This is a genomic window from Amycolatopsis regifaucium, assembly GCF_001613935.1.
Lineage (GTDB): Bacteria > Actinomycetota > Actinomycetes > Mycobacteriales > Pseudonocardiaceae > Amycolatopsis > Amycolatopsis regifaucium.
Map to the genome: position 1 here is coordinate 180,222 of NZ_LQCI01000023.1, position 11,901 is coordinate 192,122.

Genomic DNA, 11,901 nt, shown 5'->3' on the forward strand with positions numbered 1-11,901 from the left:
GGTCAGCCCTTCGCCAGCTGAGCGTCGATCCACGCGCGCAACCGCGCCTCGCCCGGGTAGCCGATGTTCCGCGAGTTGGGCAGCTCGGCGGTGTCGCGGACGCCGACCAGCGTCGGGAGGTAGCGGATGTTGTACCGGCCGGCCAGGTCGCGGCTCTGGTCGACGTCGACCTCGCCGAGCAGGAACCGGCCGCCGTATTCGGCGGCGAGCCGTTCGATCACCGGCTTCATCTGGCGGCACGGCGGGCACCAGGTCGCGCCGAAGTCCATGATGACCAGCTTCTGCCGCGAGATGTCCATGACCTGGGCGTAGTTGGCCGAAGTCACCGTGACCACGTTTTCGGCCGTCGGCGACGGTGCTGCGGAAGCCGCGCCGGAACCGAAGCCGGTGATGAGCGCGAGCACGCCGGCCAGCACGCAGACGAACCGTTTGCACTTGGACAAGACGTTCTCCTTCGATACGAGGATCCGCTCAGGACGAAGAACTGGTCGGCAATCCCGCCGCCACCCAGTCTTCGATGCCTTCGCGGTATTTGCGGACGTTCGTGTACCCGAGCTCCAGCAGCCGTCGTCCGACGAATTCACTGTTTCGGCAGGGTGTGTTCGCGCAATAGACGACGATCTCGGCCGCCTTGTCCGGTAGCACCGACGGTGCCAGCCGATCGGTGAACTCGGCGGCCTGTTCGTACGGGAATCCCGGAATATTGCGAGCTTCGGGAAGATGCTCCTTTTCGAAATAGGCGACCGGCATGGTGTCGACGACGACCACCGTTCCGGCCTCCATCCGGAGGCGCAGTTCCGTACGAGTGATCAACGGCAGCATGGTGCCCCTTTTCTCCACGACCGTGATTGACGATTTCCATCGTCGGCCGTTTCCCGAAGGACGCTCTAGTGCCGCCTCGGCATGCCAGTGGGTTATCCGACGGCGAGCCTGCCGTGCCGGCGCAGCCAGGTCCGGTACGGCGCCGTCCGCTCGGCCAGCCGCCAATATCCCGAGGTCGCCTCGGCGGCGAGTTCCCCGGCGGCGGTCGCGCACGGGCCGTCTTCACGCCACGCGAGCACGTGCCGCACGCACATCGGCGCGCCGGACAGCGGCCGGATGACCAGGCCGTCCGTCTGCGGCCGGGTCGGCTGGACCAGCCCGACACCGTATCCGCCGCTGACCAGATCCTCCCGCGCGGTGTCGAAGTCGACGTCGTGGGCGATGCGGGGATCGAAACCGTGCGCGAGACACATTTCGCGGAACACCACCCGGCAGCCGTCACCGCCGTTCGACACGATCCAGTCCTCGCCCGCCAGTTCGGCGAGTTCGATTTCGTCCTTGTCGGCGAGCGGATGCCCGGCCGGCAGCGCGACGAACGACGGTTCCTTGGCCAGGGTCAAGGTCCGCACTTCCGGTGGCACCGGCAGACCGCGCCCGCCACAGATCATGATCAGCGCGAGGTCGATGCCGCGGTTCGCGACCTGGGCGAGCAGCCGGGTGCGCGAGGTGTCCGCACGCGTGCGGAACGGTTCGCCCGGCCGCAGATCGCGCAGCCCGCCCAGCAGCGAACCCGTGATGGCGCTGTCGTTCCAGCCGATCCTGAGCGGTTCGCCCGATTCGGGTTCCTGACGGTGGAAGTCGTGCTCCAGTTCGTCGAAGGTCAGCACGATCGCCCTGGCCCGCCGCAGGATCAGGGCGCCGAGTTCGGTGGGCCGCACCCCGTGCTGGTCGCGGTGGAACAGCGAACCGCCGACCATCCGCTCGATCCGGCGCAACTGATGGCTGAGCGCGGGCTGTCCGAGCCCCAGGCAGGCCGCGGCCCGGTTGAGGCTTCCGGATGAAGCGATCTCACAGATCACGCGAAGATGCCGAACCTGAATCTCCATGACTTCGTATACCGCGGTTCGCCCCGCGTCCGGCACCTCCGAAAGTAGAGAGCCGCGCTTTCCCATAAACCCATGACACTGTTTTCCGGCAATACCCGGATCAGCGCGCCGTGGCTACTTTCGGTCGGCGCCTCTTCTCCGGCGCGTATCCCGCGAATCAGGAGCCGTCTTGCTGCGACCACTGCCGCTCACCGAGCATTGCGCCGATCCGCTGTCGCGAGCCGAGCACGTGTGCATCGGCGTCAGCCCCTTCAACAGCTATTTCACGGTGGACCGTATCGCCGATCTGGCCCGCTGGGCCATTTCCGGCTTTCGCGGTTTCCATTTCTTCGTCCCCGACGGGCCGTCGGCGTTCACGCTCGAAGCGCTCGGCTACGACCCGGTTCGCGCCGCGCAGAAGGCACAGCGGCAAGGCAACTACACGCGTAACAAGATCGTCCGCGCGCTGCGGCAGGTGTATCCCTCGGATCCGCACGTCCGGATCCTCGACGCCACCGTGCTCGAAACCGATCCCGCCTACTTGAACCTGCTTTCCGAGGCGCACCAACGCTTCGCGACCGACGCGGAGTTCGCCGAGCACTGTCTCGGCGCGACGGGCTGGGTGCTCGACCGGCGGCTGCCCCACGGTGAACATCCCAGCCGTGACCAGCTGCGCAGCGCGGTCCGGTACTTCCTGGCCGAGTTGCCGATGTTCGTCGGCACCGTGGCCGTGGCGGGCGTCGGCAGTTCGGTGTTCGCCTACCACCAGCGGGTCGCCTTCCTCGAACGGCTCTACCGCGGCGAACTGTCGTGGCGACCGCTGCCGGGGCAGGGCTTCGTCGTCCTCGAGAACGCCGTCCCGGAACGAGCGGAGTGACCATGGAACACGACGATTTCTCCCTGCGCCGTGTACCCGCCGGAAGCCGTTATTCCTGGGTGTCCGTGGCACTGCAACGGTTCGGGCAGGTGTCCTCGTTCCACCAGTTCCTGCTCGGGGCGGTGCTCGGCTTCGGCATGACGTTCTGGGACGCGGTACTGGCCATCACGATCGGTTCGGTCCTGCTGGAGATCATCACCATCCTGATGGGCATCGCCGGCACCCGGGAAGGGCTGTCCACCTCGGTACTCGCGCGCTGGACCGGCTTCGGCACCGGCGGATCCTCGCTGGTCGGGCTGCTCATGACGCTGAGCCTGGCCGGCTGGTTCGGGGTGCAGAACGACGTGTTCGCCCACGGTCTCCACGCCTTGATGGGCGGCCCGCCGGTGTGGGTCTGGGCGCTGGCGGGCGGCGCGCTGGTCACCGCGATCGTCGTGTTCGGCTTCCACGCGATGGCCTGGACGGCGTATCTGACGGTGCCCGCTTTCCTCGCGCTGGCCGGGTATTCGATCATCGCCGCGCTGGGCGACCATTCGTTGCCCGCGCTCATGTCGGCGCCGCCGCCGGGTCCGGCGATGTCGCTGGCACAGGGCACCACGCTGGTGGCGGGCGCGTTCATCATGGGCGCGATCATGACGCCGGACATGACCCGGTTCAACCGGACGGCGGCCGACGTGGTGAAGCAGACGCTGGTCAGCATCACCCTCGGGCAGTACCTGATCGGGCTGATCGGGGTGCTGCTCGCGCACGCGGCGAAAAGCGCCGACGTGGTCGGGATCATCACGTCGTCGTCCGGGGTGCTGGGCACGCTCATTTTGGTCACCGCGATCCTGAAGATCAACGACTGGAATCTGTACTCGTCCTCGCTCGGGCTGGTGAACACCGTGCAGGTGCTGCTGTCCCGGCGCCTGGACCGCACCACCGCCACCGTGGCGCTCGGCGGTCTCGGCACGGTGCTCTCCGCGATCGGCATCCTCGATCACTTCACCACCTTCCTGACCTGGGTCGGTGTGCTCACGCCGCCGGTGGCGGGGGTGGTGATCGCCGAGTACTACGTGGTCCGGCGCTGGAAACCGGCGTTGGTGGCGACACGGGCGTCGGGAGAGTTGCCGTCGTCTTGCCCCGGTTGGGTTCCCTCCGCATTGATCTGCTGGGTGGCGGGTGCCGCGGTGGGCGCCTGGCTGCCGTGGGGAATTCCCACGGTGAACTCCGTTTTCGGGGCTTTTCTCCTGTATATTTTTCTCGGCAGACGGACCACGGCCGCATCGGTTCCCGTGGCGATGACTTCTTCCGACGGGTCGAAAACCCGTACGTGACAAAGGAGTTCGACGTCGTACAACTGGATGTCCACCACCTGCGGGTGATCAGGGCGATCGCGGACACGGGCAGCCTTTCCCGTGCCGCGATCGCTCTCGGCGTCACCCAGCCCGCCGTGTCCACCCAGCTCAAACGCCTGGAGAACATGCTGGGCTATCAGTTGTTCGAGCGGCGCGAAGGCGGTGTGACGCCGACGCCGATGGGCGAGTTGCTGCTGCGCCGGACGGCCGCTTTGCTGCCACAGCTGGACAACCTGCTCGAAGACATCGAGCAGCGCGTCTGCCCCAGCGGCCCGCCCGACGTCGTCCGCGTGGCGGCGGTGGCCAGCGCGCTGGTGGCGCATCTGCCGTCGCTGGTGACCAGGTTGTGGCCGGAGGTCGCCGAGGTGCAGGTCGTGCACGACGACCATCCCGAGCGGCTGCTGCCACTGCTCGCGCAGCGGCGCGCGGAATTGGGACTGGTCAAGGAATATCCGGGACACGAACTGGAGATCCCGGCGAACGTGGCGACCGCGGTGGTGGTGACCGAGCCGACCTTCGTCCTGTTGCCGGAAGGCCATCCGTTGGCGGGCGAGGAGGTCGTCGACCTGCGTGCGTTGCGGGACGAACCGTGGGTGATGGTGTCCGATTCGTCTGCGACGACGTTCAGCAAGTATTTCGCCGACACCTGCGCGCGTCTCGGCTTCAGTCCGTCGGTCACCCATCAGGTGACTTCGCAGCAGGTGGCGCTGATGGTGGTGCGGGCAGGCGCGATCGGCCTGTCGCAGCCGATCTGCGATCCGCGCAACTTCGGGATCGTCACCCGGCCGCTACGCGGGGATGTGTTGCCACGCAGGCATATTCTTGCCTGGAACCGCGAGACCTTCGTCGCGGGGCGGCAGGTGGAACTGCTCTCCGCCGTGGTCGAAACGTACTGGGCCGAGGCGAAGACGGCACCGGTTTACGCCGCTTACCTGGAAAAGCCTCGTGAGTGATTTGGGTCGTTCTGGCCAAGGGTGGTTCAGGTACCTACGGCGGGTGAGCCCGGTAGTGACCGGTCCGTGAAGGACTCCTTTGTCACCCACTGGTGTGGGGCTGGTGCGGGCTGCCGGTCGGCACGAGCTGCACAAGTGCAGGTCCACCTTTTCCCAGTACATGAAGGCCCCCTTCATTGCGTCTAGCGCAAGGAAGGGGGCCATCATGTACTTCACGCGAGCAAGACCGCAGGTGACGAGTAGGTACCTAAGAGAGGGTCGCTCTAACTACCCAAATCACGCACGAGGCCCGGTCACTTGCCGGGGAAGAGGAGTTCGTCCGGCGGCCGCACCGTGCCGTCCAGCCACGCGTGGTTGAACTCGCCGAGGTCGCGCTGGGTCATCGCGGAGACGTACAGCTCGAAGTCGTGCCAGTTCTGGTTGCCCTGCGGGTTGATCACCGGGAAGCCCGCGACGATCTGGAAGAACGCCTCGTCACCGATGAGACGGCGCAGCGCGTGCACCATCAGCACCGCTTTGGTGGTGGGCGCGAATTCGGTGCCCTTGCCCGGATCGGTGAGCTTGGGCGCCCAGAATCCCGCGTCGTCCCTCACCCGGGCGACCAGTTCGCGGTACCGCCGGTCCAGGTCGGCGCCGTTCTTGGCCTCGTCCCACAACCAGACCGCGTACCGCGCGATGGACTCGGGCATCAACGCGTCGCGCCACATCTTGCCGCTCACCCCGGCGCCCCACCATTGGTACGCGGTGGCGTACACGAGATCGGCGACGGTCGCCGTGCGTCCGTACACCGGCCGGGTCTGCGCGCCGTGCGTGTAGCCGAGAGAGCGGTCGAGGAACAGCCCACCCGCGGCGGATTGCGGGTAGTCGCCGAACTTGCCGGTGAGGAACTCCAGCACCTCGGGCAGCCGTCCGCCGATTTTCCGCTTGTCGACGGCGCACGGATGGTAGGCGTTGATCGCCGTGCGACCGCCGGGAAGCGTGATTCTCTCGACCTCCCAGCGGCCGATGCCGAGCATGGCCGTGCTCGGGGCGAGGGCGGTGTCCTCCGCCAAGGTGACGGTGTGCCGTCCGTGGCCCGCCGGACTGTCGGATACCTGGAAACCGTTGCCTGTCACGGAGAATTCGTCCAGGACGGTGACGGAGACGCGCAGGGTCGCCTTGTCGACTTCGGTACCGTTGACGGGAAACCAGGTCATCGCCGAATGCGGCTGGCCGGTGGCGACGGCGGAATCACCGGACGTGGCCAGCCAGCCGACCCGGCCACGCGCCGTGCTGATCGGCTCCGGGCGCCCGTCGTATCCGACCACCACGGTGAACCGGGTTCCTTCGGTCACCGGGTTCCGCGGGGTGATCACCAGCTCGTGTTCACCCTCCCGCCGGAATGCGGCGGCCACTCCGTCGACGGTCACCGAGCGGACGGTGAGACCGCGCAGGTCGAGGTTGAACCGGCTCAGGTCCTGGGTGGCCGTCGCGGTGATCGTGGCCTTGCCGCGCAACAGCATCGAGTACGGCGCGTAGTCCAACGCGAGCGAGTAGCCGGAGACGTCGTAGCCGCCGTTGCCGTCCTTCGGGTAGTAGGGATCGGCGCCGAGGACGGTGCCATCGGGCGAGACGTGGACGTACCCGTCGCTGCCGGGTGACGGCTGCGCCGCCGCCGACGTCTGGCAGGTGCCGATCATCGTGGTGGCGAGCAACGCGGTGCAGAGTGGCTCCTGCCACCGAAGCCGCACGGTCATGAACGAGCCTTCTCTCTACTGGGGAGGGTGCCCGGCCATCGTGCGGTCGTCCACGCCGGTCGCGGCACTGCCAGCCCGCCATGCCTTGGGGTTATCCGGGCAGCGGTCGGTCCGTGAAGGCCTCCTTGCCTACCCTCAAGGTAGGGAAGGAGGCCTTCACGGACTCGGTAAACGCCACAGACGCAGCGGCGCGGTGTGTGGCTCAGCCGAGGAAACACAGGCCGCCATCATGTACCTCCCGCGAGCAAGACCGCAGGCCACGTATCTAAGAGACGGTTCGCTCTAACCCGCATCGCCACTCACGACCAACCCGACCGACGCCTCACCGGCGCCACTCCTCGCCTGTGGCCCGATAACGCCGCGGCATACCCGCCCGGGACTATCGCGCGCAGTGCCGGGAAAGAGATCGTCGACGCATGCTGCCCCTCCCGGCGCTGCTCGCGCTGACGACGACGGTCTTCCTCGGTTGCCTCACCGAGGTACTGCCCGCCGGTCTGCTGCTGGGCATGTCGGCGGATCTCGGGGTGTCCCCGTCGGCGACCGGTCAGCTGGTGACGGTCTACGCGATCACCACCGCGCTCACCGCCATCCCGCTCACCACGGTCACGCTCCGGGTGCCGCGCAAACACCTGCTCGTCGCGCTGATCATCGGTTTCCTGCTGACCAACCTGGTGATCGCCGTGTCCTCGTCGTACCCGCTGATCCTGGCCGCGCGAGTCGGCTCCGGCGCGTTGACCGGCGTGATGTGGTCGCTCGTGGCCGGCTACGCGATGCGCCTCGTCCCGCCTGGGCTCACCGGACGCGCGCTGGCCGTGGCCATGTCCGGCACCCCGATCGGCTTCGCCCTCGGCGTGCCCGCCGGTACCGCGCTCGGCGAACTGGCCGATTGGCGCTGGGCGTTCGGTGTGATGGCGCTGATCACCGTGCCGCTCCTGGGCTGGGTCCTCGTCGCGGTGCCGACCGTGCCGGCGGATCCGGCACGCCCCACCCGCCCGCTGGCCGCGTCACGGCTGCCGGGGATGCGCCCCGTGCTGGCGACGGTGGCGCTGTTCTCGTTGGGGCACAACGTCGCCTACACCTACATCGGGCCGGTCCTCGTCGGACTGGACTCGGCGCGGATGCTGGGTGCGGCGCTGCTGGTGTTCGGCTGTGGCACGGTCGGCGGGCTGGTCGCCGTCGGTGCCGCGCTGGACCGTCATCCGCGCGCCGTCTTGCTCAGCTGTACGGGCATGACAGCCGCCGCGATCGTCCTCATCGGACTCAGCGACGGCGTTCCCGGACTGGTGCTGGCCGCGGCCTGCCTGTGGGGCCTGGCCTTCGGTGGTGCCCCGACCGCTTTCCAGGCCGTCACGGCCTTGATCGCGGGCACCACCGCCGACGCCGCCCAGTCGCTCACGATCGCGGCCTGGAACGGCGCCGTCGCCGGTGGAGCGCTCATCGGCGGCCTGCTGCTGCCACTGGGAACGTTCCTGCTCCCGTGGTGCGCCGCCTTCGTGATCCTCTTGCCGGTGCTGTTCAGCCGGCGAGTCGTGCTTTCAGCGCGCGCGGATCCGTCCCGGGTCGCGTGAGGAGCGGCCAGACGTCGGAGCCGAGGAAGCCGGTCTCGTCGGTCGCCGCGGTCGCGCCGCAGCCATCACGTTCGAGTCCGTGCCGGGCGGCGACGGCGGCGACGGCGTCCTTTGTGGACTGACCGAACACGCCGTCGACGGGAACGGCGAAGCCGCGTGCTCGCAGGAGTTCCTGCGCCGTCCGCACGCGCGGTCCGGAGTCGCCGGGCTTGAGCAACGGCCATTCGGGCACGTCCACCTTCGGCGACGCCGAGCCCAGCAGTCTTCCGACCGCGGTCCGCAGCTCGGGAAGCCGGTTGTACAGCACCGTTCCCGGGCATTCGGTCGAGTTGAAGTCTCGGTGTCCCTTGATGAACTCCGGCGCGATCCCGTACTGCGAGGCGATGTACGCGACCATCTTCACCAGCGAGTTCCACAACGCCGGCGGGACGTCTTCCTTGCTGTAGAGGCCCTCGTTCTCGATCCCGATGCACGTGCTGTTGTGGTTTCCCACGTTCGCGCCCAGTACGTGCCGCGTTCCGCCGCGAAGCACCTCCAGGCTGCGATGCCGCCCTTCCGTGATGTGCCCGCCGCGGCTGTTCGTGAACTGCTGGCCGCTGTCCACCCAGCCACGCGTGTCCATGTGGAAGTTCTGGATCGCGCGCGACGCCCAGAAGGCGTGTTCGAGCGTGTAGTCGGTGACGTTGCCCGGATCGACCGTGTGGTGCACGACGATGTACGTCGGTTTGTGGTTCTGCACCTCGATCGTTCCGTTCGGCGGACGGGCGCCCCACGCGGCCGTGCCGTAGATCTGCGGTTCCGGTATCCCGGCCGCCGCGGACGCGGCGGAGGTCGTCGCTGTCCCCAGTAGCCCGACGGCACTTACCGTCAGGCCGCCCTTGAGCGCGGTACGTCGGTCGAAGTCGGCCACGGGCGAGCTCCCATCGTGCGCTTTGGCCGGAAAGCTAACCCGCCATCGCGTCGATGACAACCATTGACCAACTTTTGTCGTAATGCGTTAGTGTTCGCCGGGCAGTGCGAACAGGCCGTCCCTGGTCTGTTCGAGCAGGCCGTCGACCAACAAAGAGTCGAGGCAGCGGTCGCGCTGCCCGGATTCGTGCCAGACGAGATCGAGCCGCGCCTTCTCGACCGGGCCTTCGGTGCCACGCAGGACGTCGAGCAACAGCCCGCGCACCTGACGGTCGGTTCCGGCGAACTTTTGGACCTGCTTCGCGGGGCCGGCGTAGGCGGGTTTGCCCGCGGCCTGCCAAGCGCAGTCGTCGTAGATCGGGCAGTCCGCGCAGCGCGGCGACCGGGCGGTGCAGACGAGTGCGCCGAGTTCCATCAGCGCCGCGGAGAGTTTCGCGGCGGGCGCGTCTTCCGGCGGCAGCAAGGCTTCGACGTCGGCCATGTCGCGGGTGTTCGACGGCGGTCCGGCGTCGCCCGCGCCGTGTACCGCCCTGGCCACCACACGCCGGACGTTCGTGTCCACCACCGGCGCCCGCTTGCCGTAGGCGAAGGCCGCGACCGCGCGGGCGGTGTACGCGCCGATGCCCGGCAACGCGAGCAGAGTGTCCACATCGGACGGAACCACGTCGCCGTGTTCGGCGGCGATGACGGCCGCCGCGGCGTACAGCCGCAGCGCGCGCCGCGGGTAACCGAGCTTGCCCCAGGCGCGGACGACCTCGCCCTGGGACGACGCCGCCAGCGCCGAGGGCACCGGCCAGCGCGCCATCCAGTCGAGCCAGATCGGCTGGACGCGCGCGACCGGTGTCTGCTGCAACATGATCTCGCTGACGAGCACACCCCAGGCGGTGCAATCCGGCTCACGCCAAGGCAGATCGCGCCCCACCTCGTCGAACCACTCGATCAGTACATCCGCGTCGACGCCCACTCGGTCAAGCTTAAAACCCTTACGCGACTTCGCTGAGGCGCCCCGTCTTGACGTCGTAGACGAAGCCGCGCACGTTGTCGGTATGCGGCAGGAAGTCGCTGCGCCGTACGCGCTGCACCGACCGGCGCACGCTGTCCTCGACCTCGCGGAACGCCTCGACCGACCAGGTCGGGCGCAGGCCGCTGGCGGCTTCGAGTTCGTCCTTGAAGTCGTCTTCGGTGACCATGGAGAGACCGCAGTCGGTGTGCTGGACGATCAGGACCTCGCGCGTGCCCAGCTTCCGCTGGCTGAGCGCGAGCGAACGGATCGTGTCGTCGGTGACGACCCCACCGGCGTTGCGCAGGATGTGTGACTCGCCTTGGATCAGGCCGAAGATCTCGAACACCCGGATACGGGCGTCCATGCAGGTCAGAATCGTCACTTGGAGCGATGGCCTCGGGGAGGAGCGGTCACCAGGGGTGACGTCGCCCAGCTCCTGATTGCGCTTGAGCAGTACATCGATGGAGGTCACCGGACCATTGGAACCGGGTGAGCCGTTGAGGGCAACTCCTCACCGGCTCAGGTCACGGCCCGAACCAGCGTTCCTCAGCCGTCCGTGGCGGTGCCGACGTACGGCCGACGCGCAGTTCGGTGGCGAGCGTGATCACCTTCGGTCCGACCCGGTCGGCCGAGCTGAGCAGCAGCTTGCCCGCCGCCTTGCCCTTTTCGAGCACCGGCTGGTGGACCGTGGTGAGCCCGGAGCGTTCGGCCTCGGTGATGCCGTCGAAACCGGTGACCGTCAAGTCCTGCGGCACCCGCAACCCGCGGCGTTCGGCCTCGGCCAGCGCGCCGAGCGCGAGGATGTCCGAGGTGCAGATCACGGCGGTGACCTGCGGATACGCGTCGAGCAGCTGCCGCGCGGCCGACGCGCCGTCGTCCACCGTGTGGTCGAAGCGTTCGACCACCGGCACGGTCGCCCAGTCGACCCCGGCCGACGAGAACGCGGCGGCCAGCGCCTCCAGCCGGATCCGCTGCACATGGAAATGCGCGGCGCTCTGCCGCTGGATGGAGACGAAGTCGTCGTTGCGCTCGCGGGCCAGCCGCATGCACAGCACGCCGATCTGCCGGTGCCCCAGCGAGATGAGGTGCTCGGCCATGGCGGTGACCGCGGCCGCGTCGTCCGGGCCGACGCGGTCGACGCCGTCCACCCTCGGCTGGTCGACGATCACCGTCGGCACCGGGCGCTCCAGGACGGCGCCGAGATGCGGGTCGTCGTCGGGCACCGAGTAGACGACGAAGCCGTCGACACCGGCGCGGTGCACGGCCGCGACGTCCTCGCGGCCCGGGCTCGCGGGGACGAGGTGCAGGCCGACGCCCGCGTCTTCGCAGGCCAGCGCGAGTCCTTCGAGCACGCCGATGGCGGCGGGGTCGCGGAAGGCGTAGGAGAGGTTCTCGGTGAGCAGCAGGCCGACAGCGCCGGCCTTGCGCGTCCGCAGCGAACGGGCCACCGGGTCGGGGCCCGGGTAGCCGAGGCGCCGCGCGGTCTCGAGGACGCGGCGGCGCAGTTCAGGGGACAGCTGGTCCGGTCGGTTGTAGGCGTTCGAGACGGTGGTCCTCGACACACCGAGCTCTGCGGCCAGCGACGCCAGTGTCGCCTGCCTCCTGGTGCGGATAGGACGGCCCATTCGCAAACCGTAACGGTTCAGAACGTTTTCCAGAAGCATCACCCGA

At 68.3% G+C, this 11,901-nt stretch carries 12 protein-coding genes; 4 read left to right on the forward strand and 8 right to left on the reverse strand.

Going from position 1 to position 11,901, the window contains the following annotated elements; genetic code table 11:
• Positions 1–2 precede the first annotated feature (2 nt).
• The 3 genes from AVL48_RS22320 to AVL48_RS22330 all read right to left on the reverse strand — a co-directional run bounded on the left by AVL48_RS22320 (position 3) and on the right by AVL48_RS22330 (position 1,868).
• Positions 3–443: a thioredoxin family protein gene (locus AVL48_RS22320; protein WP_061989331.1), complete on the reverse strand. Its 441-nt coding sequence runs from the start codon at positions 441–443 to the stop codon at positions 3–5.
• Between the two features lie 28 nt (positions 444–471).
• Positions 472–822: a rhodanese-like domain-containing protein gene (locus AVL48_RS22325; RefSeq protein WP_061989329.1), complete on the reverse strand. Its 351-nt coding sequence runs from the start codon at positions 820–822 to the stop codon at positions 472–474.
• A gap of 92 nt (positions 823–914) precedes the next feature.
• Positions 915–1,868, reverse strand: a complete 954-nt coding sequence (locus AVL48_RS22330) for a LysR family transcriptional regulator (protein ID WP_061989327.1) — start codon at positions 1,866–1,868, stop codon at positions 915–917.
• A gap of 169 nt (positions 1,869–2,037) precedes the next feature.
• Here AVL48_RS22330 and AVL48_RS22335 point away from each other — a divergent pair, with 169 nt between their 5' ends.
• The 3 genes from AVL48_RS22335 to AVL48_RS22345 are packed head-to-tail and all read left to right on the forward strand — an operon-like array spanning position 2,038 to position 5,014.
• On the forward strand, positions 2,038–2,724 hold the full coding sequence (locus AVL48_RS22335) for a tRNA-dependent cyclodipeptide synthase (RefSeq protein WP_061989325.1): 687 nt from the start codon (positions 2,038–2,040) through the stop codon (positions 2,722–2,724).
• 2 nt (positions 2,725–2,726) lie between these two features.
• Positions 2,727–4,040 carry a purine-cytosine permease family protein gene (locus tag AVL48_RS22340; RefSeq protein ID WP_061989323.1) on the forward strand — a complete coding sequence of 438 codons (1,314 nt, stop codon included), beginning with the start codon at positions 2,727–2,729 and terminating at the stop codon, positions 4,038–4,040.
• Positions 4,037–5,014: a LysR family transcriptional regulator gene (locus AVL48_RS22345; RefSeq protein WP_061989321.1), complete on the forward strand. Its 978-nt coding sequence runs from the start codon at positions 4,037–4,039 to the stop codon at positions 5,012–5,014. The genes AVL48_RS22340 and AVL48_RS22345 overlap by 4 nt, the downstream gene beginning before the upstream one ends.
• 293 nt (positions 5,015–5,307) lie before the next feature.
• Here AVL48_RS22345 and AVL48_RS22350 read toward each other — a convergent pair whose 3' ends face one another.
• Entirely contained in the window at positions 5,308–6,750 is a 1,443-nt protein-coding gene (locus tag AVL48_RS22350) for a M1 family metallopeptidase (protein ID WP_061989319.1), read from the reverse strand.
• Between the two features lie 416 nt (positions 6,751–7,166).
• Here AVL48_RS22350 and AVL48_RS22355 point away from each other — a divergent pair, with 416 nt between their 5' ends.
• A complete protein-coding gene (locus tag AVL48_RS22355; protein WP_061989317.1) occupies positions 7,167–8,318 on the forward strand; it encodes an MFS transporter in 1,152 nt (383 codons plus the stop codon).
• Here the strand turns inward: AVL48_RS22355 and AVL48_RS22360 are convergent.
• From AVL48_RS22360 to AVL48_RS22375, 4 genes are all read right to left on the reverse strand, one after another.
• Positions 8,266–9,228 carry a peptidoglycan recognition protein family protein gene (locus AVL48_RS22360; RefSeq protein WP_061989314.1) on the reverse strand — a complete coding sequence of 321 codons (963 nt, stop codon included), beginning with the start codon at positions 9,226–9,228 and terminating at the stop codon, positions 8,266–8,268. The genes AVL48_RS22355 and AVL48_RS22360 overlap by 53 nt on opposite strands.
• A gap of 87 nt (positions 9,229–9,315) precedes the next feature.
• Positions 9,316–10,191, reverse strand: a complete 876-nt coding sequence (locus AVL48_RS22365; RefSeq protein WP_061989312.1) for an HhH-GPD family protein — start codon at positions 10,189–10,191, stop codon at positions 9,316–9,318.
• Between the two features lie 19 nt (positions 10,192–10,210).
• Positions 10,211–10,702: a beta-class carbonic anhydrase gene (locus AVL48_RS22370; protein ID WP_061989309.1), complete on the reverse strand. Its 492-nt coding sequence runs from the start codon at positions 10,700–10,702 to the stop codon at positions 10,211–10,213.
• A 52-nt stretch (positions 10,703–10,754) separates the two neighbouring features.
• Complete coding sequence (locus AVL48_RS22375) at positions 10,755–11,855, reverse strand: LacI family DNA-binding transcriptional regulator (protein ID WP_061989379.1); 1,101 nt, start codon at positions 11,853–11,855, stop codon at positions 10,755–10,757.
• Between the last annotated feature and the right edge of the window lie 46 nt (positions 11,856–11,901).